At 73.7% G+C, this 21984-nt stretch carries 18 protein-coding genes; 5 read left to right on the top strand and 13 right to left on the bottom strand.

Annotated features, from left to right (window positions below; all coding sequences use genetic code 11):
* Nucleotides 1-30: 30 nt before the first annotated feature.
* Nucleotides 31-1191 carry a glycosyltransferase gene (locus tag ACIHCL_RS10975; RefSeq protein WP_399859655.1) on the top strand — a complete coding sequence of 387 codons (1161 nt, stop codon included), beginning with the start codon at nt 31-33 and terminating at the stop codon, nt 1189-1191.
* Between the two features lies 1 nt (nt 1192).
* Here the strand turns inward: ACIHCL_RS10975 and ACIHCL_RS10970 are convergent, their stop codons facing one another.
* The 4 genes from ACIHCL_RS10970 to gmd form a co-directional block, all read right to left on the bottom strand.
* Nucleotides 1193-2020, bottom strand: a complete 828-nt coding sequence (locus tag ACIHCL_RS10970; RefSeq protein ID WP_399859653.1) for a glycosyltransferase family 2 protein — start codon at nt 2018-2020, stop codon at nt 1193-1195.
* Entirely contained in the window at nt 2017-2727 is a 711-nt protein-coding gene (locus ACIHCL_RS10965) for a hypothetical protein (protein WP_399859650.1), read from the bottom strand. Before ACIHCL_RS10965 ends, ACIHCL_RS10970 begins: the two co-directional genes overlap by 4 nt.
* Nucleotides 2727-4982: a LamG-like jellyroll fold domain-containing protein gene (locus ACIHCL_RS10960; RefSeq protein WP_399859647.1), complete on the bottom strand. Its 2256-nt coding sequence runs from the start codon at nt 4980-4982 to the stop codon at nt 2727-2729. The genes ACIHCL_RS10965 and ACIHCL_RS10960 overlap by 1 nt, the downstream gene beginning before the upstream one ends.
* Nucleotides 4983-5190: 208 nt before the next feature.
* Nucleotides 5191-6204 carry a GDP-mannose 4,6-dehydratase gene (gene gmd, locus ACIHCL_RS10955; protein WP_399859644.1) on the bottom strand — a complete coding sequence of 338 codons (1014 nt, stop codon included), beginning with the start codon at nt 6202-6204 and terminating at the stop codon, nt 5191-5193.
* 139 nt (nt 6205-6343) lie between these two features.
* On the opposite strand from gmd, the gene ACIHCL_RS10950 reads away from it, so the two are divergent.
* Entirely contained in the window at nt 6344-7327 is a 984-nt protein-coding gene (locus ACIHCL_RS10950; protein WP_399859642.1) for a GDP-L-fucose synthase family protein, read from the top strand.
* Nucleotides 7328-7468: 141 nt separating this feature from the next.
* Here ACIHCL_RS10950 and ACIHCL_RS10945 read toward each other — a convergent pair whose 3' ends face one another.
* The 3 genes from ACIHCL_RS10945 to ACIHCL_RS10935 all read right to left on the bottom strand — a co-directional run bounded on the left by ACIHCL_RS10945 (nt 7469) and on the right by ACIHCL_RS10935 (nt 11330).
* On the bottom strand, nt 7469-9010 hold the full coding sequence (locus ACIHCL_RS10945) for a sugar transferase (protein ID WP_399859835.1): 1542 nt from the start codon (nt 9008-9010) through the stop codon (nt 7469-7471).
* Between the two features lie 432 nt (nt 9011-9442).
* Nucleotides 9443-10435: an MASE1 domain-containing protein gene (locus tag ACIHCL_RS10940; RefSeq protein WP_399859639.1), complete on the bottom strand. Its 993-nt coding sequence runs from the start codon at nt 10433-10435 to the stop codon at nt 9443-9445.
* Nucleotides 10436-10499: 64 nt separating this feature from the next.
* Nucleotides 10500-11330, bottom strand: a complete 831-nt coding sequence (locus ACIHCL_RS10935) for a PP2C family protein-serine/threonine phosphatase (RefSeq protein ID WP_399859636.1) — start codon at nt 11328-11330, stop codon at nt 10500-10502.
* Nucleotides 11331-11625: 295 nt separating this feature from the next.
* Between ACIHCL_RS10935 and ACIHCL_RS10930 the strand changes: the two genes are divergently transcribed.
* Nucleotides 11626-11925 carry a DUF1876 domain-containing protein gene (locus tag ACIHCL_RS10930; protein WP_399859634.1) on the top strand — a complete coding sequence of 100 codons (300 nt, stop codon included), beginning with the start codon at nt 11626-11628 and terminating at the stop codon, nt 11923-11925.
* 115 nt (nt 11926-12040) lie between these two features.
* On the opposite strand, the gene ACIHCL_RS10925 is transcribed toward ACIHCL_RS10930, so the two are convergent.
* The 5 genes from ACIHCL_RS10925 to pgm form a co-directional block, all read right to left on the bottom strand.
* Nucleotides 12041-12268, bottom strand: coding sequence for a hypothetical protein (locus ACIHCL_RS10925; protein WP_399859632.1), 228 nt, complete (start codon nt 12266-12268; stop codon nt 12041-12043).
* A complete protein-coding gene (locus ACIHCL_RS10920; RefSeq protein WP_399859630.1) occupies nt 12265-13965 on the bottom strand; it encodes an acyl-CoA dehydrogenase family protein in 1701 nt (566 codons plus the stop codon). The genes ACIHCL_RS10925 and ACIHCL_RS10920 overlap by 4 nt, the downstream gene beginning before the upstream one ends.
* A 232-nt stretch (nt 13966-14197) precedes the next feature.
* The gene (locus tag ACIHCL_RS10915) at nt 14198-14809 is read right to left on the bottom strand and encodes a TetR/AcrR family transcriptional regulator (protein ID WP_399859628.1); all 612 of its coding nucleotides are present in this window, start codon (nt 14807-14809) and stop codon (nt 14198-14200) included.
* Between the two features lie 37 nt (nt 14810-14846).
* Entirely contained in the window at nt 14847-16961 is a 2115-nt protein-coding gene (locus tag ACIHCL_RS10910; protein WP_399859625.1) for a SpoIIE family protein phosphatase, read from the bottom strand.
* A gap of 415 nt (nt 16962-17376) precedes the next feature.
* Nucleotides 17377-19017 carry a phosphoglucomutase (alpha-D-glucose-1,6-bisphosphate-dependent) gene (gene pgm, locus ACIHCL_RS10905; RefSeq protein ID WP_399859623.1) on the bottom strand — a complete coding sequence of 547 codons (1641 nt, stop codon included), beginning with the start codon at nt 19015-19017 and terminating at the stop codon, nt 17377-17379.
* 352 nt (nt 19018-19369) lie between these two features.
* On the opposite strand from pgm, the gene ACIHCL_RS10900 reads away from it, so the two are divergent.
* Nucleotides 19370-19687: a cupin gene (locus tag ACIHCL_RS10900; RefSeq protein ID WP_399859620.1), complete on the top strand. Its 318-nt coding sequence runs from the start codon at nt 19370-19372 to the stop codon at nt 19685-19687.
* Here the strand turns inward: ACIHCL_RS10900 and ACIHCL_RS10895 are convergent.
* Nucleotides 19677-20942, bottom strand: coding sequence for an MFS transporter (locus ACIHCL_RS10895; protein WP_399859617.1), 1266 nt, complete (start codon nt 20940-20942; stop codon nt 19677-19679). The two genes, ACIHCL_RS10900 and ACIHCL_RS10895, sit on opposite strands and share 11 nt — an antisense overlap.
* Before the next feature lie 79 nt (nt 20943-21021).
* On the opposite strand from ACIHCL_RS10895, the gene ACIHCL_RS10890 reads away from it, so the two are divergent.
* A complete protein-coding gene (locus ACIHCL_RS10890; RefSeq protein WP_399859614.1) occupies nt 21022-21945 on the top strand; it encodes a LysR family transcriptional regulator in 924 nt (307 codons plus the stop codon).
* Nucleotides 21946-21984: the final 39 nt, after the last annotated feature.

Raw genomic sequence — 21984 nt, 5'->3', positions numbered from 1 at the left:
GCGCAGCCGACCGAGGTTGGGGGAACCCTGGTGAAGATCCTGCACGTCGTCACACTGCACACCCCCGACCACGCCTTCGGCGGCCCGACCAGGGTGGCGCTCAACCTCGCGAAGACCCAGCGGGCCGGGGGCGACGACGCCCGCGTCATGGCCCTGGGCGACGGCTTCACGGGCCCGCTGCCGCATGAGGTCGAGGGGGTGCCGGCCCACCTCTTCCGGGCCCGCCACGTGCTGCCGAGGTTCGAGGTCAGCGGGATCACCTCCGGCGCGCTGCTGCTCGCCGCCCGCGGCCTGATGCGGGGTGCCGACCTCGTCCACGTGCACCTGATGCGCGACCTGGTGACCCTGCCCGTCGCGCTGCTCGCGCTGGCGTCCGGAACCCCCCTGGTCGTCCAGACGCACGGCATGGTCGACCCGACCGAGAACCGGGTCGCCCGGCTGACCGACCTGCTGGGGGTGCGCAGGGTGCTGCGCCGGGCGGACGCGTTGCTCCATCTCACCGAGGCGGAACGCCTCGACGTGAACGCGGTGGCCGCACCCGTTCCGCCGACCCGCACGGTGCGGCTGGTCAACGGCGTCCGGTCGCAGGAGCACAAGCCCGCCCGCGACTCGGGCCGGCCACCGACGGTCCTCTTCCTGGCCCGGATCCAGCAGCGCAAACGGCCGCAGGACTTCGTCGCCGCCATGCCGGAGGTCCTGGCGGTGCATCCGGACGCGCGGTTCGTGCTGGCCGGGCCCGACACCGGCGCACTGCCCGCGACGCTCGAACTCGCCCGCGCACTCGGGGTGACGGGCTCCCTGGACCATGTGGGCCCGCTGGATCACGACGAGGTCCTGGCGGCGGACCGGCGGGCCGACGTGTACGTCCTGCCGTCGATCGAGGAACCGCTGGGAGTCTCCGTCCTCGAGGCGATGTCGGTGGGCACGCCCGTCGTCATCACCCGCACCTGCGGCCTCGCGCCCGACGTGGCACGGGCCGGGGCCGGCCGGGTGATCGACAGCCGGGTCGGCGAGGACGCCAAGAACGCCTCCAAGGTGGCGGGCGCGATCCTGGAGCTCCTCGAACCGGAGGCCGGCGCACGGGCCGGGCGGGCCGCCGTGAAGCTGGTCGACGAGCACTTCACCATCGAGGCGGTGACCCGTACCCTCCGGCGGACCTACGAGGACGTGGTCCGCCGGAGGAATCGCTGAGTCAGGACGCCTTTGTTTGGCGGGATTTGAGCCCGATCTGCCAGCGGTAGAAGCTCATCGCCAGTGCGAAGTCGAAGCCCGCCCGGCCGTCCAGGAACCCCCGCCGGTACAGGTACATGTACACGAAGGACACCAGCGGCTTGAACGGCGCCTTGTGGAACAGCTGCCCCTGACGCGACTTGACCCTGCGCACCTGCTCCTTGACGTCCGGGTGGTGCTCCAGCCACGCCTCCCAGTCGGAGTAGCGGTTGTGCCGCTCGAACCAGGCGGCGACCGGGTCGAGGTCCTGGTGCTCGATCGGGTTCCGCAGAGCCCGGACCGACTCCGCGACCGGTTGGTAGTGGCCCTCCACCTCGCCGATGCCCGGCGCGTCGAGATCCCCCACCTCCGGGTAGTGGCAGCGGGTGCGGTCGGTCAGTGAACGCTTGCGGATGGTGTAGCCGTGCCGCAGCCGCTTTCCGGAGAACCAGTAGCCCAGCGGGATGTCGTACGCCGCCGGTCTCGCTGCCCCGTCATCGGCGAACTCCCGGCGCAGTTCGGCCAGCAGGCCGGGGCTGATCCGCTCGTCGCCGTCGAGCAGCAGGATCCAGTCGAGGTCGGTGCGGACGTGGTCGAGGCACCACTGCTTCTTGCGCGGATGGCCGCCGTCCCAGGTGTACGTGATCACCTCGGCGCCGCACTCCGCGGCGATCTTCGCCGTGTCGTCGGTGCTGTGCGAGTCGACGACGACGACCGCCGCGAAGTGGTCGAGGACCGACCGGACCGCCTCGGCGATGTTGAGCGACTCGTTCCTGGTCGGGATCGCCACGGCGATCGGCAGCTTCCTCATCCGGCCCCTCCTTCGGGCAGCCAGGCGTAACAGCCGGTGGAGGTGAAGGCGCGGGCCGTGTCCGGGACGGTGATCCGGGCCGGTTTCCCCGCGGTGGTGGAACCCGAGGCCAGGACCGCGCCGTCGGCCCCGGCGATCTGCCAGGTGCAGGAGTCGGTGGGGGAGGCGCCCCGGTAGCGGCCCGGCCGGAGCCCGGCACCCTCGTGGGTGCCGTCCGGGTACCCGCCCGCGGCCTCCCGCAGCAGATCGCGGCGGCGGGGGCACAGGTGTGCGATGGTCGGTTCGGCGTCGGCGATCTCGCCCGTCACGATGGCACCGACCGCGGTGTCCCGATCGGCCTTCACCAGGAACGCCAGCCGGTCGCAGGTCTCCTGACCGGTCTGGAGCACGGCCGCCGGGTCCATGCCCCGGGGCACCCGGTCGGTCAGGTACTCCTTCTCCTTCCGGGTGAACGAGCCGGTGGCCGGGGTGAGTTCCGCGGTGGGCAGCTTCGGCCGCTCCTCGTCCCGGTCCTCGTTCGGCGCGGGCTCGGGCGCCCGGGACGCGGTGGCGGCCGGACCGGCCACCGGGCCCCCGGCCGGAGCCGGGGACGTCGACGGTCCGGCGGCCACGTCCGCCGTTTCCCGCCCGGAGGAGGACGAGCCGCAGGCGGCCAGCACCGCCGCCAGGACGACGGCGGCGGCACCGGTGCGGAGCGGGTGTGTCATCAGCCCGTCCTCAGCGCGTAGTGGGCGCTGACCGCCGAGGCGCTCAGCGCGGTCGGATAGACGGCGGTCTCGTCGATCTGCCCGGCGAAGAAGCTGCTCGTCGGCTGGCCCGGCCAGTTCTTCAGGTTGTCGCCGCCCACACGCCAGTAGCCGCTGTAGTTCTCGTTGACGGTGTAGGAACTGTTGGAGGCGCGGAGCTTCCCGTCCACGTACAGGGCCGTGCCCCCGGCCCCCTGGGTGGCGACGACATGGTGCCATGCGCCGTTGTTGTAGGCGTCGGACGTGGCGATGGTCTTCGCGCCGCCGCTGTAGACGCCGAAGACGAGGCGCCCGTCGTCGCGCATGTAGACGTGCTTGTCGAACCGGGTGCTGTTCTGCATGGTCACGTTGCCGAAGCCGATGATCTTCCCGCCCTTGGCCGTCGTCGTCCTGAACCAGGTCTCGACGGAGAACCTGGCCGGCTGCGGATGGCGCCGGTTGCTGTACGCGTACTGGTTCGAACCGTTGAAGCCGATCGCGGTCGAGGGACCCGCGACCGCGGCCGGCTTCTGCCGGTAGGCGGGGGAGTTGCGCAGGAAGCCGTTGTCGCGTCCGGAGCCGGTGTCCGCGGCGAAGGTCGAGGATCCCTCGTCGTACCGCCAGTACAGCGAGGCGCCGTCGGACAGCACTCTGGCGGGGTACTTCTCGGCGGTGGAGGTCACGGTCGCGGAGGCGGCCGGTGACTTGGCGCTGGTGTTGGTGCCGTCGCTCGCGCTGATCCGGTAGGAGTGCGTCTCGCCCGGGGCCACGTCGGTGTCGGTCCACCTCAGCTGGGGGCGGTCCCAGAAGACCGAATACCCCGTCGTCGTGTGGACCGGGGTGGTGGCCCCGTCCTTGTAGATCCGGTAGGTGAGCTGCCCGTCGTCGGCGTCGAAGCTCGCCTGCCAGTTGACCTCGATCCTGCCGGGGGCGACCGTGGACAGGCTGACGTTGGGCACCCAGGGGGCCCCGGTGTCCGGACCGTCCGCGAACCGGGTCAGACCCTGCTGGCGGACCCCGTTGACGCTGGTGAACTCGCCGCCCACCCACAGGTAGTGGTGGCCGCCCTTGTCGGTCTGCGCCATGACCCGCGGGCCGACCGGCTCACCGATGCCGTCGTTGGTGTCCGGGAACCAGGGCAGCAGCTTCGGGTCGTTCACGGACTGGGCCAGCAGATGCCGGCGCGGCTGGTCCGGGAACTCGTCCATGCTGGAGCAGTCGTGGGCGTGGCTCCCGCTGTACAGCACGCCCCGGTGGACGAGGACGGCCTGGGTGGCGCCCAGACAGGTGTCGCGCCAGCGCTGCTCGAAGTTGCCGAGGTTCAGCGCGATCCGGCCGTCGAAGACGCCCGCGCCGGTGCCTTCGTTGGCGGTGTAGAAGCCCGTGGCGTCGGTGGTGATGTCCTGCACCGTGGAGGTGTCGGGGATGAAACCGGCCGGGTAGCCCTTGACGACGGCGCCGGTGACGGCGTCCACCACGGCCAGGGCGTGCGAGTTGGTGCCGTTGACCTTGAAGAAGTTGCCGCCGAGCAGGACACGCCCCCCGTCGGGGGTCAGCTCCACGGCCCGGCCCACCTCGTCGGCGTCGGCCGTCCAGGGCTTGAGGGCGGCTGCCGTGGTGACCGCGGCGAACTTGTTCCGGGTCTGCCCCGCGACCTTGTTGAAGTCGCCGCCCAGGTACACGGTGTCCGCCGTGACGGCCAGGGCCCGCACCGTCGCGGAGACGGACACCTTGAAGTCCTGGCGCGGGGTGCAGGTCGCCGTGTCGACCGCCGCGATGTTGCTCACCCCGACCCCGTTCACCGCCCCGAACTGCCCGCCGGCGTACAGGGTCTTCTGGTCCGGGGAGAGGGCGAGCGCCCGTACGGTCGCCGTACCCGACGACATGGTGAACGACAGCTCGCAACCGGTGGGTTCACCGGTCGCGGCGTCGAACGCGGCGAAGTTCAGCGCGGGCCGCTCCGAGGTGCCGGCCTCGGCCCCCGGCGGCCGGAGGGCGGAGAAGGTGCCGCCGGCGTAGACGACACCGGCGTCCGACGCCGCCATGGACCAGACGATGCCGTTGGTCTGCCAGGTGGCGAGGTCGTCCGCGGTCAGCGAGACCGGGGGAGTCAGCGCCGAGGCCGGTGAGCCAGCGGACGCCGTGGCGGTCAGCGCTCCGGCGAGCAGGCACAGCGCGGCGACACCGGCACGCGTCCGCCGGCGCCCGGCGGGTCCGCGCCCCGTGGTTGCGTTCATGATTCAGCTCCGAAGGTGAGAACGGGCCGCGGCCGGGGAGCCGCGATTCCTGCCCCGTCCGCTGGGTCGGCGGGGCCGGGCCGCCCCGTCATCGGCATGGGGAAGCGGGTGGTGGTGGGGGTGGTGCCGTCCCGGTCCCCGGTCCGGACGGGCGGGCCGGGGACCGGTCCCCGGCCGGGGGCGGGGCGCGGCAGGGCGTCGGGACGGTTCATCGGTCCACCCGCACGGCCGTTCCGGCGAGTTCGTCGGCGAGCCGGCGGATGTCGGCATCGACCATGATCACGGCGAGCTCCCGTGCCCGCACGGACGGTTTCCAGCCGAGCAGCTCCCGCGCCTTGGCGGCGTCGCCGATCAACGCGTCGACCTCGCTGGGCCGTTCGTACTTGGCGTCGTAGCGGACGTGCTCGCGCCAGTCCAGGCCCGCGTGCGCGAAGGCGTGCTCCAGGAACTCCCGGACGCTGACGCCCTCGCCGGTCGCCACCACGTAGTCGTCCGGGGTGTCGCGCTGGAGCATCCGCCACATCGCGTCCACGTACTCGGGGGCGTAGCCCCAGTCGCGCACCGCGTCGAGATTGCCGAGGTGGAGGCGGGTCTGCAGCCCCGCCTTGATCCTCGCCACCGCACGCGTGATCTTCCGCGTCACGAAGGTCTCGCCGCGGCGCGGGGACTCGTGGTTGAAGAGGATTCCGTTGACCGCGAACATCCCATAGGCCTCACGGTAGTTGACGGTCGCCCAGTACGAGTAGACCTTCGCGACGCTGTACGGGCTGCGCGGATAAAACGGGGTCCGCTCGTTCTGCGGCGGCGGGCTGGCGCCGAACATCTCGGACGACGATGCCTGGTAGATCCGGGTGTCGATACCGCTGGCCCGTACGGCCTCCAGCAGCCGCATGGTGCCCAGGCCGGTGATGTCACCCGTGTACAGCGGGGCGTCGAACGAGACCCGCACGTGCGACTGCGCGCCCAGGTTGTAGACCTCGTCCGGACGGATGTCGCGCAACAGGTTCACCAGCGCGACCCCGTCGGCCAGGTCGGCGTGGTGCAGGACGAACGACCGGTCCGGCTCCTCCGGGCCCTGGTAGATGTGATCGATCCGCTCCGTGTTGAAGCTCGACGAGCGGCGTACCAGTCCGTGGACCGTGTACCCCTTGTCGAGCAGTAACTCGGACAGGTAGGAGCCGTCCTGTCCCGTCACGCCCGTGATGAGCGCGGTCTTCGCCATGCGTCCCCCCATGTGATCCGCCCGAAGGGCTGTCGGTCCTCACCGATCTCTCCCGCCGCTCTCCCCCGGGTATTCCGCGATGGGGGAGATCCGCGGTACGGCGCCACCCCGCCGCTCGGCTGCTGGCACAATCCGAGCCATGACGACAGAGTCGCCCGGCCCCGCCCAGGAATCCGTCCGCTCCCTGCTGCCGTCCGCCGCCCGTGTGTTCGTCGCGGGCCACCGCGGTCTGGTCGGGTCGGCACTGGTGCGCCGTCTCACCGCCGCCGGGCACGAGGTGATCACCCGCGACCGCGCCCTTCTCGACCTGCGCGACGCCGAACGGACCGGGGCGTTCCTCCGCGAGGCACGCCCGGACGCCGTGGTCCTGGCCGCCGCCAGGGTCGGCGGGATCATGGCCAACGACACCTTCCCGGTGCAGTTCCTCGAGGACAACCTGCGCATCCAGCTCAGCGTTGTCGCCGGGGCGCACGCCGCCGGGGCCCGGCGGCTGCTCTTCCTCGGCTCGTCCTGCATCTACCCCCGGCACGCCCCGCAGCCGATCCCCGAGAGCGCCCTGCTCACCGGTCCGCTGGAACCGACGAACGAGGCGTACGCCCTGGCCAAGATCGCCGGTGTCGTGCAGACCCGGTCCTATCGCAGGCAGTACGGCGTCCCGTACATCAGTGCCATGCCCACCAACCTCTACGGGCCGGGGGACAACTTCGACCTGGAGACCTCGCATGTCCTGCCCGCGCTGATCCGCCGCTTCCACGAGGCGCGGCGCGACGGCGCGCCCACGGTCACGCTCTGGGGGTCGGGTCGGCCCCGCCGCGAATTCCTGCACGTCGACGACCTGGCCGCCGCCTGCCTTCTGCTGCTGGAGCGCTACGACGGCGAGGAACCCGTCAACATCGGCTGCGGGGAGGATCTGTCCATCCGCGAACTCGCCGATACCGTCAGCGAGGTGACGGGCTATCACGGGACGGTCGCATGGGACGTGTCGAAGCCCGACGGGACCCCGCGCAAACTGCTCGACACCACCCGGCTCGCCGCGCTGGGTTTCGAGCCGCGGATCCCCTTGCGCGAGGGCATCGCCGGCACGTACGCCTGGTGGCTGGAGCAGTCGGCCGCACGGAGCTGAGCCGACCTGCCGGGACCGGCCCGTCCGGGGAACCGGGCGGGCCACCGCCGCGCGCCGGTGGCCCCATGGGCCGGATCCGCTCGTCCGGGCCGTGCCGCGCGGCCCGCGCCCCCGTGATCCACGCATGGACGCCCGTCCCCCTCAGTAGGCCCCGCGCCCGTCGGCGACGGCGCGCAGCGTACGGCCCATGAGCCCTAGGTCGGTGGCCGGAGACCAGTTGTCGACGTACCACAGGTCCAGGGAGACGGTCTCCTGCCACGACAGGTCCGAGCGTCCGCTGACCTGCCACAGCCCGGTCAGTCCGGGCCGGACCGCGAGACGTCTCAGCTCGCGCTCGTCGTAGCGCGAGACCTCCTCCGGCAGCGGGGGGCGCGGACCCACGAGCGACATGTCGCCGCGCAGCACATTGACCAACTGGGGCAGTTCGTCGAGCGAGGCGCGGCGCAGCAGACGGCCGATTCTCGTCACCCGCGGGTCCCGGCGCATCTTGAACATCGGGCCGTCGCTGTCGTTCGCCGCCGCCAGCAGGTGCTTGTGGCCTTCGGCGTCCACCACCATCGTGCGGAACTTCCACATCGTGAACGGGCGGTTGTGCAGCCCCTGGCGGATCTGCCGGTGGAGCGCCGGACCGTCCGAGCCCAGCCGCACCGCCGCGCCGATCAGCAGCAGCACGGGCGCGAGGACCAGCAGTCCGAGGGCCGCGCCCGCGCGGTCCAGGACGGTCTTGAGGAGCATCTGAGGGCCCCGTCGCAGCGGCGGGGCGATGTGCAGCAGGGTCAGCCCGGCCGCCGCGGCGGGCCGCACCCGCGCGGCCGCGACGCCCGAGAGCTCCGACAGCACGGACAGGGGGAGCCCGCCGTCGTGCAGCCCCCAGAAGAGCCGGCACAGCCGCTCCTCCGAGAGATGCGGCCCGGGGGCCACCAGGGCCAGGTCCGCGTCATGGGCGAAGGCCGCGCCCAGGACCGTCGACGCGTCGTCCCCGGCGGGCGCCGGGGCGAGCCGCCCGGCCACCCGCACCCCGCAGTCCAGTGGCGTGGCCCCCACCGGTACGGCGGCCACGACCTCATAGGGGTGGCCGGCTCTTGATCCGAGCACCCGCACCGCGCGCTCCACCCCGAGCGGCTCGCCGACCACGAGCACCCTGCGCAGGGCTCGTCGCCGCCGCCCCGCGCGCGGCAGCCACCGCAGTGCCGCGCTCACCGGCACGCCGGTCAGTGGCACCACGAGGGCGGCCGAGGGTTCGACCGCGTCTGCGGTCACGGTCCGGAGCACGGCGAGCACGCCCACGAGCAGCAGCGCGTCGCCGACCGTGGTCAGCGGCCGCGGCGGGTTCCCTCCGGTGCGTTCGTCCGCGTAGCGGCCGCGCGCGGCGCGCACACAGACCCACGCCAGCGCGGCCACGACCGCCACCACCGCGGCCCGCGGTTCTCCGACGGCCCGCAGGGCCGGCCACGCCGGGAGCCCGAGCCCGAGGAACTCGGCACCGGCGAGTGCGGGCGCGCGATAGCGGGCCGGCCTCCCGGCCACGGCGGGCGCCGGACGCGCACGCGCGACGTCCCGCGCCCGCCGTGGGCCGTCGAGTGCCCTGCCCCGAGGCGGCGGCACGGCGGTCCGTGGACGGGGTGCCCCCCAAGGCCCCGTGGAATCCGATCGGTCCGAATCGGATAACTCGACATGCCCCATGAACCCCCCAGTCACAGTCGCATCGTCATAAACGGGGCGCACCCGTCGATCCTGGGGACCGACGGATGCGCCTTCGCCCGGTGCACGATATCCACACACGTGCCATTTCGCTGGAGTTCCGGTGAAGTTCAGACATGCGCACCGACTCGGAACTCGTCCCGTTCCGTGCCGGGTCTCCGGTTCTGCGGGCACCTGTGCGTACATGGGCGAGTCAGTTTCCGATAGTGCGCGTTTCTGTGCACGGTCCGTCGCATGATCCCATCGATCGGCGCCTGCCGGGAGACCGCCCCGGGGTCGCGGTGCGCGGGCGCGAGGCACGGGGCATCGGCGTCCCGGGCCGGGGGCACCATCGCGGGCCCGGGAGCGTCCGGGCGGCGGGTCGGGGTCCGGTCCGGCGGGCGCGAGGCGGCGCCCGGGCGGGAGAGAGCCGGCTCAGCGCCCGCCGGTCTCGTCCTCGGCGCGGGGCGGCCAGGCCACCGCTCTCCCCGGCGCCAGCCGGTCCACCACCTCGGCCAGCTCCTCGCAGGCGTGCTCGATCCTGCGGCGAATGTCGCTCTGCTCGGTGACCACGGCCGCGAGCAGCAGCGAGGTCAGGGCCACGGAACCGTCGAGCAGGGCGAGGTTGATCATCACATGGAGCATGCTGTGGCCCTCGAACGGCCCTACGCCCTGCGCGCCCGCGACCGCGGCCATCACCGACACGAGGAACGCGCACGGCGCGCTGCCCGCCAGCCGGAAGCTCAGGGCCGCCCAGACGAGCAGCGGGAAGACGAGATACAACATCTCCAGCGAACTCCTGGTGGCCACCCAGGAGACCACGACGGCCGCGACCGCCAGCGCACTCGCCTCGGCCCACCGGTCGCCGCGCCGGGGCATCCGCGCCCTGTGCAGCACCAGCACCAGCGGGGTGACGACCAGCACGCCCATCGCGTCCCCCGACCACCAGGCCGTCCACACCGGCCAGAACCCGTGCAGCGGCAGATCGCCGTCCAGCACCAGGGCGCAGGTGCCCACCGTCGCGCTGATGGCCATGCCCGGCACCGCGCCGAGGAAGACCAGCGCGAGACCGTCGCGCAGCCGGTCCAGCTCCCGGCGGAAGCCGGCTCTGCGGAGCATGAGGTACGAGCAGACGGGGGCCAGGGTGTTGCCCGCCACGACGGCGCCGGTGAGGAGGGAGACGGAGCCGTCGAGCGTGGAGAGGACGCAGAGGGATCCCAGCGCGATGCCGGGCCAGGCTCTGGGGCCCAGATGGATCAGGGCACTCAGCGCGATGCCCGTCGGCGGCCAGAGCGGGGTGACGGCCGCGCCGTGGACGGACACCCCGGGGATCAGCCCGAGCCCGCCGGCGGCGTAGTAGGCGGCGGCCACGGCCAGGACGCACAGGACGGTCCGGGCGGTGCGGCTGGTTCTCTCGCTGCGGATCACGCGTCTCATCAGACACCGGCCCGGACGGGCGGCCGACCCTGACACGCTCGGCCCCCGCCGGTCGTCAGTTCTGCCCGGGCGGGGCCCCGTGGCGCAGGACGAGAACGGCCGCGTCGTCCTCGTGCCCGGTGCGCTCCGCCGAGTCCAGGACCGCGTCCGCCAGCTCGCCGGCCGTGGCGGAGACCCGGGCGGCCACCAGGCGTGTCACGGCCTCCAGGCCCTCCTCCAGCGGGAACGAGGGGCCTTCGACCACGCCGTCCGTGAGCAGGACGAACGCCCCGGGCGCGGTCAGCCGCCGCCGGGTGACCGGATAGCGTTCCCCGGCCTGGACGCCCAGTGGCGGGCCGCCCTCGTCGGAGGTGATCCCCGCGCGGCCGTCCGCCGTGGCCCAGACGGCGGCCACGTGCCCGGCCCGGGCACTGCGGAGCTCCCGGGCGACGGGGTCGAGGCGCACGAACGTGCAGGTCGCGAAGAGACCGGAGTCCACGGACAGCAACAGGTCGTTGGTCCGTCCCATGATCTCCCCGGGGTCCGAGGCGGTGGCGGCCATCGCCCGCATCGCGATGCGGACCTGGCCCATGAACGCCGCCGCCTCGACGTCATGTCCCTGGACGTCCCCGATGGCGAAGGCCAGCGCCCCGTCGGGCAGCCTGAAACCGTCGTACCAGTCACCGCCGATGTCCAGCCCGTTGCGGGCCGGTGCGTACCGGGCGGCGGCCCGCAGTCCGGGAAGGCCCGGCAGCGTCGCGGGCAGCATCCCGCGCTGCAGCGCCTCGGCCAGTTCCACCCGGGCCCGGTGCAGCTCCACCTCACGGCGTGCCCGCGAGGTGAGCTGCTGGAGAGTGGCGAGCAGTTCGCCGGCGCTCGCCGAAGGGGGAGGACGACGCCGGTCCATGGGCCGCTCCGCATGCGGGGGAAGTGACCCGGGCATCGTATTTCGGCCCCGTGCTTCCCGCAGGGCGAGCCGGGGGCGGCGGATGGAGCGGCACGGCCCCCCGGAGCCGCGGAGCGGAACGGGGCCCCGCCGTCCGGGTGAGGCGGACGGCGCCGGGAGCACAGGGTGAGGCCGGGTGCGCGGGGCGAAGCGGAACGCGCGGACGGGCCCGGACGGGTGGATGCTGAGGACAGGGACGGCGAGACCGCGCCGAGTCCGCTGCTCCGGGCCCGCGCGCGGTGGCAGGAGGTGCGCGATGACCCGCACGCTGGAATGGAACGTCCGGGTCGGCCTGTCCGAGGAGGACGGCACGACCAGGGCCGAGGCGGTGCTGGAGACCGGCTCGGAGAAGCTCGTCGGGCACGGGGTCGCCCGTTGCAATCCGCAGGACGTGGACATCCCCGCCATCGGCGACGAACTCGCGGCGAGCCGCGCGATGAAGGACGTCGCCGCGCAGCTCATGCGGGCGGCCGACCGGGAACTGGAATCGGTCGGCGCGGGGCCCGCGAGCGGACCGGTGACACCCCCGTACGCCTGGTCCGACACCACGGCCTGAGAGCAGGACCACCACGGTCCGCGACCGGGTCCGGCGGCGGGACGACCGCGTCCACCCCCGCCCGGTGCGCTGCCCCGTCCCGGCCGGCGGATGCCCGGCCGGGACGGGGCCGGGCTCAGTCGCCGGACGCCTCCCGGCCGGGGGCGGGCAGCCCGATCGGGTTGGGGAACGGCAGCAGCTTCGCCTCCAGCACCTGCCGGGCCGGTACCTCCAGCGCGGCCAGCAGCGCGTCCGCCGTGCTCTCCGCGAGGGGGGCCAGCAGCCGGCCGGCCAGCCGGTCGGTGGTGTTCTCGACCAGGTCCCGTTCCACCGCCCGCCCGGACGTACGGCCGGGCTCCGTCATGCGGCACCCGCGTGCCGCTCGACGATCGCGGCGGCGTCGGTGCCGCGCGGCAGCACCCCGTACTGGAGGCCGCGCTCCTCCCCGAGCCGGGCGGCGACGAACGCCTCGGCGCTCGCCGCGGGGGCGTGCCGCAGCATCAGCGAGCACTGGAGCGCCAGGGCCATCCCCTCGACCGACGCCCGGGCGCGGGCCTGCGCGCCGAGCGGATCGCGCAGGTCGTCGGCCAGATCCCGGCGCAGTCGGCGCACGTGCGCGTCCAGGACGGGGTGGGCGCCGGCCGTGGTGTCCAGTTCGGCCCAGAAGGCGTCCAGCGACTGCGGCGTGCGGCCGATGCCGCGCAGCACATCGAGGGCGATGACGTTGCCCGAGCCCTCCCACACGGCCATCACCGGCTGCTCGCGGTAGCGCCGGGCCAGCGGCCAGTCCTCGGTGTAGCCGTTGCCGCCCAGGCACTCCAGCGCCTCGTAGGCGTGGTGCGGGCCGCGCTTGCAGATCCAGTACTTGGACACCGCGGTGGCCAGCCGCCGGAACAGCTCCTCGGACGTGCCGCTGTCGGCCTCGTAGGCGTGGGCCAGACGCAGCGAGGTCCAGGTCGCCGCCTCCGTCTCCAGCGCCAGGTCCGCGAGGACCGAGGTCATGGCGGGCTGGTCGACCAGCCGGGCGCCGAACGCGCTGCGGTGCCGCGCGTGCCAGATCGCCTCGGACACCGACTCGCGCATACCGGCGGTGGTGCCCAGCACGCAGTCGAGACGGGTGTGGTTGACCATCTCGATGATGGTGCGGACCCCGCGCCCGGGTTCGCCGATCCGCAGCGCCCAGGTGCCGTCGAACTCGACCTCCGAGGAGGCGTTCGACTTGTTGCCGAGTTTGTTCTTGAGCCGCTGGATCCGGATGGTGTTGCGGGTGCCGTCCGCCAGCACCCTGGGCACGAGGAAACAGGTCAGCCCGGCCTCGGCCTGGGCCAGCACCAGGAAGGCATCCGACTGCGGGGCGGAGAAGAACCACTTGTGGCCGGTCAGCAGATGGGCCCGTCCCTCGGAGCCGGAGGCGACCGGCACGGCCCGGGTGGTGTTGGCGCGCACGTCCGAGCCGCCCTGCTTCTCCGTCATCCCCATGCCGAACGTCAGCCCGGACTTCTCGGCCGGGGCGATCGGCCGTGGGTCGTACGAGCGGCTCAGCAGGCCCGGCAGCCAGTCCCGCCCCACCTCCGGATCGCGCCGGAGCACGGGGACCACGGCATGCGACATGGAGATCGGGCAGGCGTGGCCGGGCTCGATCTGGGCGAACAGCATGAACGCCGCCGCCCGGGCCACCGCGGCCCCTGGCCTCGGGTCGGCCCAGCCCGCCGTGTGCGTGCCATGGCGCACCGCCGCGCCGATGACCTCGTGGTACGCGGGGTGGAAGTCGATCGCGTCGACGCGGTTGCCGAAGCGGTCGTGGGTGCGCAGCACGGGCGGGGACGTATGGGCGAGTTCGGCGTCGGCCCGGAACCGTTCGGAACCGACCAGGGCGCCGATCTCGCGCAGTTCCGGCTCGCGCCAGGCCGCGCCGAAGGCCTGGACGGCCTGGACGAGCGGCTGGTTGGCGGCGTACTCGTCGATGCCGGTCCGGGGCGGTGGCTGGTTGGCGACCTCGTGGGTGCGGTGCGGGGCGGGTGCCTCGGGCCGGGGGCCGGCCGGCTTCGGGGTGACGGTCATCGCGGCTTCCTCCTGGAACGACGGGCGGGCGACGGCGGTTGACGGGGCGGCGGGACGGACGTGGGGGTGCGGGCCGGGCGGTGAACGGCCCCGACCGTGCGGGCCGGGCCGTTCGAGACGGGCCGGGTGGATGGTCGAGGTGGTCGGGCGGTGGCGGCTGGTCAGGGGGTGCGGCGGTGGGGTCGGTGGTACGGGTCCGGGGACGCGGGGGGACGCGGCGGAGGGTGGGCGATCACGTGGTACCGGCCCCGACCGCGCGCAGGCACAGCGCGGTGATGCCCGCCACGACCGGCTCCGGATCGGTCCGTTCGCCGACCGGCGACAGCGGGCCGAGCAGGGCCTCGCCGACCGCCCCGATCACGGCGGCGGCCGACAACCGTGCGTTCTGCTCGGGCAGTTCACCCGCCGCCATCCCGGCGGCGACAATCGACTCGGCGAGGGCGTGGTAGTCGCGCCGGTAGGTCAGCCGCTCCTGTTCGACGAGGGGATCGACCGGTTCGGCGAGCAGCGCCCAGGCCGTGCGCGGGGTGCGCAGTGCCCGGCGGGAGAAGACCTCGACCAGGGCGCGCACCTGCTCCGCCGCCCCGGACTCGGCCCGTACCGCCTCGCGCACCGCGCTCAGTTCATGACCGGCGACATGGCGGAAGACGGCGGCGAGCAGCTCCTGTTTGGAGGAGAAGTGGGTGTAGACACTGCCGGTGGCGACGCCCGCCCGGTCGGCGAGCGCGGAGACGCTCGCCGCCGCGTACCCGCCCTCGGCGAGGAGCGCGCGGGCTGCGTCCAGCAGCCGTTCCCGGTGGGCGAGCCGGGTCGCCTCCGTGCGGGCGGTGGGTCGATAGGCCACGATGATCTGAACCTCGATTCATATCTTCATCTGGCACTCAACCATGCTTGTGCGCAAGGGGCAATGGCCCTGCGGCGGACGCGGCCGGGAGCTCCTGCTCGGTCCACAGCGTCTTGCCCTCGGCGCCGTACCGGACGCCCCAGTGCGCGGCGAGCCGGGAGACGATGAACAGCCCTCGCCCACCCTCGTCGACGGTGCGTGCGTGGCGCAGATGCGGGGACACCCGACTGCTGTCGTGCACCTCGCAGGTGAGTGTGCGGTCGAGGATCAGCCGCAGGCGCAGCGGAGGGGTGCCGTAGCGAACGGCGTTGGTGATCAGTTCGCTGACGATGAGTTCGGTGGCCTCGGCGGTCTCCCCGTCGAGGTTCCAGCCGTCGAGCCGGTCGCGCACCAGGGTGCGGGCGACGGCCGGGGTGGTCCGGTCGTGGGGCAGTTCCCATGTCGCGACGCGGTCGGCCGGGACCGCGCCGGTACGGGCGATCAGCAGAACGGCCCCCTCCGCGCGGGTGTCGTCGGGCAGGCTGTAGACGATGGCGTCGCACAGGTCCTGGATGCTGCGTCCGGGCCGCGCGAGAGCCTCCCGCACCCGGTCCGCGCATTCCTCGTCGGGCAGGAGGGTGCCGCTGAAGAAGGCCAGGACGCTGCCTTCGGCGAGGTCGGCAGAGGTCATGGCGAAGGGTGAGCCCTCGGAGTCGAACAGCGAAGGCCCCTCCGGCACGTCCAGGAGGGCCGCGGTGCCACCGGGCGTGACCAGGACCGGCGCCGGGTGCCCCGCCCGGGCCACCGTGCAGGTGCGGGCGAGCGGGTCGTAGACGGCGTAGACGCACGACGCGGTCAGCGGGCGTCCGCTCTCCCGGCCGGCAGAGGGTGCCTGCGCCTGCTCGGCGGCCAGCCGGGTGGCCGAATCGGCGAGCCTGGCCAACACCTCGTCGGCTTCCAGGTCGAGACCGGCCAGGGTGTGGATCACGGTCCGCAGCTGCCCCATGACGATGGCCGCCCGCAGTCCGCACCCCTCGACGTCTCCGATGATCAGGGCGGTGCGCGCGCCGGAGAGGTTGATGGTGTCGAACCAGCGTCCGCTGCCGCGGCCGGGCAGCAGCACGTGCGCCGTCTCGACGGCCACCCCGTCCCCGTCGCGCTGGGGCAGGAGCCGGCGCTGCACCGCCGACGCGATCACATGGTCGCGTACGTAGCGCCGCGCGTTGTCGATGCTCAGGGCGGCGTGGGCGGCGGCCGTCAGGGCGAGCGGGAGATCGCTCTCCTCGAACGGCCGCGTCCCCCGGCACCGGTACAGACTCACGAGCCCGAGGACCGCCCCGCGCAGCGTCAGCGGCGCCACCAGCAGGGAACGGGCCCCGGTCTCCCCGATTAACCGAGCGGTGTCCGGGTCCGCGCCCAGCCACGGCGCCCGGCCGCCGACCGGCACGATACGGGCCCGCAGATCCGCCACGGCCAGGGAGTGCGGCGTACGGGCGGGCAGCCGCCGCATCTCCGGGACGAGGCCGTCCAGCGGGTCGTCCGCACCCGCACCGCGCACCGCCGCGCGGCGCAGCGGGACCGCGGTCCCCAGGGGCCCGGGAGGCGGATCCGAGCCGCGCACCACCTCGTCCACCACCTCCACCACCACGAGATCGGCGAACTCCGGAACGACAGCTTCCGCGAGCGCCTCGCAGGTGGCCGCCATGTCGAGCGATGCGCCCACCTTCGTTCGCACGGCCGCGAGGCACGCCGCCCGGGCGCGCTCCCTCTCCCGTTCCTCGACGTCGACGACGAGGGCCAGCAGCCCCAGGACCCGGCCGTCCGAGTCCTCCAGCCGGTGGACCGACACCAGGAGGCTGCGGTCGGGGCCGGGGGCGTCCGCGAGCCTGCCCCGGACCACCTGGTCGTACACGGGCACACCGCTGTCCAGCACCTCGCGCAGCAACCGTTCCACCCTGTCCGGCCGCTCGAAGTGGTACGCGTCCGTGAAGTGATGCCCCACCAGGTGCTCGGCGGACCCGGCGCCGGACAGGCTGGCCGCCCGCACCAGGCGCAACCGCGCGTCCAGCACGTGCAGCCCTACCGCCGACTGGGCGAACAGGGTGTGGAGCAGCGCCGGCCCCATTGCGTCGGCCCGTGCCGACGCGGGGCCCGGTGCACCGGCATCCGACACGGGTTCACCCCCATGAGACCGCCCCCGCGAATCCGGGGCTGGTGACCAGCCTCGGTCCGCCCCGCACGCCCCGCCACCGGCGGATGGTGCACGGGTGAACCGCGCGACCGGTCCGCGGGGGCCGCCGCCCGCCGCGGGTGGTAGGGCGGACTTCCTCGGAGCGCCGTCGACCCGTACGGCACCGTCCGGGTGCCGGGCAGGGGCGGCCCCCGGCCCGGCACCCGTTCCGCACGGGCCCGGACTTGGCGCATGCCGTGCGGAACCGGCCGGCCGGAGCCCGAACGACGGGAACCGCCGGCGCACCGGGGCCCGAACCGGCCGGAACCTGCGGCGTGTCGAGCCGGCCGCAGGTTCCGGAGCCGTGGACGGCGGCTCCGGCCGGTCCCCGGCGGCCATCCCGACCCGATGGCCGGATTCAGGCGTCCAGGGCCGCGGAGACCACGGCCCGTGCCTCCTCCTGCACCGTGGCGAGGTGATCGGCGCCCAGGAACGACTCGGCGTAGATCTTGTAGACGTCCTCGGTGCCCGAGGGACGCGCGGCGAACCAGGCGTTCTGCGTGGTGACCTTGATGCCGCCGATCGGCGCGCCGTTCCCGGGCGCCTCGGTGAGCACGGCCGTCACCGGCTCACCGGCCAGGGCGTCGGTGGTCACCTGCGCGGGGGAGAGCCGGGCGAGCACCGCCTTCTGCTCACGGGAGGCCGGCGCGTCCGTCCGCGCGTACGCCGGCGCACCGAACCGGGAGGTCAGCGCCGCGTAATGCTCCGACGGGGACCTTCCCGTCACGGCGAGGATCTCCGAGGCCAGCAGCGCCAGCAGGATGCCGTCCTTGTCGGTCGTCCACGCCGAACCGTCGCGGCGCAGGAACGAGGCCCCGGCCGACTCCTCGCCGCCGAACCCCAGCGACCCTTCGGCCAGCCCGTCGACGAACCACTTGAAGCCGACCGGCACCTCCACCAGCTCTCGCCCGAGCCCCGCGGCGACCCGGTCGATCATCCCCGACGAGACCAGCGTCTTCCCGATGCCCGCGGCGGCCGGCCAGCCCTCGCGGTGCGCGTACAGGTAGTCGATGGCGACGGCCAGGTAGTGGTTCGGGTTCATCAGCCCGCCGTCGGGGGTGACGATGCCGTGCCGGTCGGCGTCGGCGTCGTTCCCGGTCGCGATCTGGTAGCGGTCGCGCTGCGCGATCAGCGAGGCCATCGCCCAGGGCGACGAGCAGTCCATCCTGATCTTCCCGTCCCAGTCCAGCGTCATGAACCGCCAGGTGGGATCGGTCAGGGGGTTGACCACGGTCAGGTCCAGCCGGTGCTGCTCGGCGATGCGGGCCCAGTACGCGACGGAGGCGCCGCCCAGCGGATCGGCGCCGATGCGCACCCCGGCGGCGCGGATCGCGTCCAGATCGAGCACGGAGGGCAGATCGGTCACGTAACGGTCGAGGAAGTCGTACGTCCCGGTGGTCGACGCCGCCCGGGCCCGCGCGTACGGCAGCCTGCGCACGTCCTTCATGCCCGCCGCGATGATCTCGTTGGCCCGCTCCTGGATCCAGCCGGTGGCCTTTGACCCGGCCGGCCCGCCGTTCGGCGGGTTGTACTTGAACCCGCCGTCACCGGGCGGGTTGTGGGACGGGGTGACCACCACACCGTCCGCGAGGCCCGAGGACCGGCCGCGGTTGTGGGTGAGGACGGCGTGCGACACCGCCGGGGTCGGGGTGTAGCCGTCGGCCGGATCGACGAGCACGGTCACGCCGTTGGCGGCGAACACCTCGACGGCGGTGGTCCGGGCCGGTTCCGACAGGGCGTGGGTGTCCGCGCCGAGGAAGAGGGGGCCGTCGGTGCCCTGACGTGCCCGGTACTCGACGATGGCCTGGCTGGTGGCGGCGATGTGGTCCTCGTTGAACGCGACGGCCAGGGACGACCCCCGGTGCCCGGACGTGCCGAACGCCACGCGCTGGTCCGGCACGCCCGGATCCGGGCGCAGCGCGTAATACGCCGTCACCAGCCTGGCCACGTCGGTGAGATCCTCCGGCCGGGCCGGCTGTCCCGCTCGTTCGTGCGGCATTCGTCAGTCCTCCGTATCGGTCGGTCGTCGAGGGCTTCCCCGTGCCATCTTCGCGGGTCGACCGCGCCGGTCCGCGAGGGCCCCGCCGCATCGGGACGGCGGAGCGCGGCACGGGGGCGCCGGGGCGGACCGGGCCGCGCGACTCCCGTGGAGGGCTGCACGGTCGGCCGTGGTGGACCGGCGCGCGGCGTCGGACGCGATGCGCCGCGGGGCGCAGGAGCGCCCGCGTACCCGATGTGTGCGGGCGTTCCGCCCACGCGGCGAGGTGCCGCAGCCGCCGGTCGGCGCCCGCCGGGGATGACGGAGACGGCGCAGGATAGCGCGGGCCCGGTACCTGCGGCAGAGTGGGCACATGGACGACCTGACCATCCTCGCCGACGAGCACCTGGCCGCGGCCCGCGCCTCCGCGCACGGCCGCAGCGCCCACCGACTGCTCCACCAGGACCCCCTGCGCCAGACCGTCATCGCGCTCGTCGCGGGCACCGCCCTGGACGAGCACAACGCACCCACCGCGGCCTCCCTCCAGGTGCTCCGCGGCCGGGTGCGGCTGACCGCTGCCTCGGGCGACGTGGAGGTGGGCGCCGGAGGGCTCCAGCCCGTCCCGCACGAGCGACACGGACTGCAGGCACTGGAGGACGCCGTGGTCCTGCTGACCACCGTCAACGAGTGACGCCGACGGGCGCCGGATCCGTTCCACCGCCCGTCCAGACCCGCTCCAGCACCCAGAGCACGAGGCTCCCGGCGGCCAGCGCCGCGCCCAGCAGGCAGACACCGCCCCAGCCCGCCGCCGTCCACACCACCGGGGCGAGCGCCGCGCCGGCCGCACCGCCCAGGAAGAAGAGCGTCATGAAGGCGGCGTTGATCCGGTTGCGGGCCTCCGGACGCAGCGCGTAGATCACGTTCTGGCAGGAGTTGAGCCCGGCCTGCTGGGCGATGTTCAGCGAGATCACACCGACGGCCAGCCACGGCGGGGACGCCTCCCCGGCCAGCAGCGGCAGCCACGAGAGGACGAGCAGACAGGCCGCCGTCCCCGACACCGCCTGCACCAGGCCGCGGTCGCTCAGCCGGGCCGCGATATTCATGCCCACGACTCCGATGACGCCCAGCAGCCCGAACAGCCCGATGGCGGCCGCGTTCCAGCCGTACGGCGACCGGGTCAGCAGGAACGTCAGGGCGGTCAGCTGCACGCTGTACGAGGCCATCGAGAGCGCGCCGATGCCCGCCCGCCACCGCAGCAGGGGCTCCTGCCCGAGCAGCGACACGGTCGAGCGCAGCAGACCGGTGTACGACGGCGAACCCGCCTCGCGCGCGTGCGGCTGCCGGGGCAGCCGCAGCTGGAGCAGCACCGCCATCACGGCCACGAGCAGCGCGTTGACCCAGTACACGGTCCGCCAGCCGCCCAGCTCGGACAGCGCCCCGGCCGCCAGCCGGCCGAACAGTCCACCGAGCAGCACCCCGGACATCACGACACCGACGACCCTGCCGCGCTCCGCCGGAGCCGCCAGGGTCGCCGCGAACGGCACCACGACCTGCGCCCCCACGGAGGTGAGCGCGGTGAGCAGCGTCCCGGCGATCAGCAGCGGCCCGCTGGGTGCGGCGGCCGTCACCACCAGGAACAGGGCGGTGAGCGCGAACAGGGACACCGCCAGCCGGCGGCGCTCCAGGACGTCCCCGAGCGGCACGAGCAGGATCAGCCCCAGCGCGTACCCGGCCTGGGCCGCCGTCACGACCAGCCCCGCGGTGGTGACGCCGATGTGCAGGTTCCGCCCGATGACATCGAGCAGCGGCTGCGCGAAGTAGTTGCCGGAGACCGAGAGCCCGGCCGCCAGGGCCATCAACGGCACCGGACCGCGCCCCGGCACGGGGGAGTCGGGACGTGGGCGGGTAACGGACCGGGTGCGGGCCCGCACGGGGGAAGGAACCATGCGTTCAGCGTCGGGCATCGTCCTTCCATGAGTCCAACACATGTTTTTCATCTCATCGATCGTGATTCACGATGGATGGATGGAACTTCAGCAGATGCGGTACGTCGTCGCGGTGGCGGAACTGGGGAGCTTCACCCGCGCCGCGAAGCGGTGCCTGGTCGTCCAGTCCGCGCTCAGCCACCAGATCGCCCGGCTGGAGAAGGAACTCGGTGCCCGGCTCTTCGACCGCACCAGCCGCCGGGTGCGGCTCACCCCGGCGGGCGAGGCGTTCCTGCCGCAGGCCAGGCAGGCGCTGGACGCGGCGGAACGGGCCCGCAGCGAGGTGGCCGCCGCGGTCGGGGAGATCCGCGGGCGTCTCGCGGTCGGCGCCATCCCGACCATCGGATCGGTCGATCTCCCGGCCGAGCTGCGCGCGTTCCGCCACCGTCACCCGAACGTGGGCGTCGCCCTGCGGGAGGGGGCCAGCAAGGACCTGGTCCAGGAGGTCCGGGACGGCACGCTCGACGTCGCGTTCCTGGGCGTGCCGCCCAGCTACCGGCCCACCGGCGTGAGCCAGCGCGAACTCGCCACCGGCGAACTGGTCGCCGTGGTCGCCCCGGCCCATCCCCTGGCGGGCGAGGCGGACGTGGGTCTGGACCGGCTCGCGCGGGAGACGTTCGTCGACCATCCCGCCGGCACCGCCGCCCGGGCGCAGTCGGACGAGGCGTTCGCGGCCATGGGCCTGACCCGCGAGGTGGCGTTCGAGGTCGGCGGCACCGACTTCATCGTCCGGCTCGTCCGCAGCGGGCTCGGCGTCGCCATGCTCCCGGCCGCCTTCGCGGAGGGGCTGACCGGTGTGCACGTGCTGCGGGTCCGCGAGGCGCCCGCCCGCACGGAACGGCTGGTCTGGAGCCGCTCCGGCCCCACCCCCGCGGCCACGGCCTTCCTGACCGGACTCGGGGTCGACGCGGCGGCCGGCAACGGCGGGAGCACCGCGACCAGTGCCCGGAACACCACGCGCTGACGGGAAACCTCGCACCGTGCGAGGCCCCCCGGAAGACCG

Source organism: Streptomyces sp. NPDC052042, from assembly GCF_044548345.1.
GTDB lineage: Bacteria > Actinomycetota > Actinomycetes > Streptomycetales > Streptomycetaceae > Streptomyces.
Note: the sequence above shows the minus strand (reverse complement) of the source record. Positions and strands in the feature narration are given on the sequence as shown.

Excerpts from the sequence above, each read along its gene's own strand:
- ACIHCL_RS10970 (WP_399859653.1), bottom strand. The coding sequence starts at position 2,020 with ATGAGGAAGCTGCCGATCGCCGTGGCGATCCCGACCAGGAACGAGTCG.
- ACIHCL_RS10965 (WP_399859650.1), bottom strand. The coding sequence starts at position 2,727 with ATGACACACCCGCTCCGCACCGGTGCCGCCGCCGTCGTCCTGGCGGCG.
- ACIHCL_RS10960 (WP_399859647.1), bottom strand. The coding sequence starts at position 4,982 with ATGAACGCAACCACGGGGCGCGGACCCGCCGGGCGCCGGCGGACGCGT.
- gmd (WP_399859644.1), bottom strand. The coding sequence starts at position 6,204 with ATGGCGAAGACCGCGCTCATCACGGGCGTGACGGGACAGGACGGCTCC.
- ACIHCL_RS10950 (WP_399859642.1), top strand. The coding sequence starts at position 6,344 with ATGACGACAGAGTCGCCCGGCCCCGCCCAGGAATCCGTCCGCTCCCTG.
- ACIHCL_RS10945 (WP_399859835.1), bottom strand. The coding sequence starts at position 9,010 with ATGGGGCATGTCGAGTTATCCGATTCGGACCGATCGGATTCCACGGGG.
- ACIHCL_RS10935 (WP_399859636.1), bottom strand. The coding sequence starts at position 11,330 with ATGGACCGGCGTCGTCCTCCCCCTTCGGCGAGCGCCGGCGAACTGCTC.
- ACIHCL_RS10930 (WP_399859634.1), top strand. The coding sequence starts at position 11,626 with ATGACCCGCACGCTGGAATGGAACGTCCGGGTCGGCCTGTCCGAGGAG.
- ACIHCL_RS10925 (WP_399859632.1), bottom strand. The coding sequence starts at position 12,268 with ATGACGGAGCCCGGCCGTACGTCCGGGCGGGCGGTGGAACGGGACCTG.
- ACIHCL_RS10920 (WP_399859630.1), bottom strand. The coding sequence starts at position 13,965 with ATGACCGTCACCCCGAAGCCGGCCGGCCCCCGGCCCGAGGCACCCGCC.
- pgm (WP_399859623.1), bottom strand. The coding sequence starts at position 19,017 with ATGCCGCACGAACGAGCGGGACAGCCGGCCCGGCCGGAGGATCTCACC.
- ACIHCL_RS10900 (WP_399859620.1), top strand. The coding sequence starts at position 19,370 with ATGGACGACCTGACCATCCTCGCCGACGAGCACCTGGCCGCGGCCCGC.
- ACIHCL_RS10895 (WP_399859617.1), bottom strand. The coding sequence starts at position 20,942 with ATGGTTCCTTCCCCCGTGCGGGCCCGCACCCGGTCCGTTACCCGCCCA.
- ACIHCL_RS10890 (WP_399859614.1), top strand. The coding sequence starts at position 21,022 with ATGGAACTTCAGCAGATGCGGTACGTCGTCGCGGTGGCGGAACTGGGG.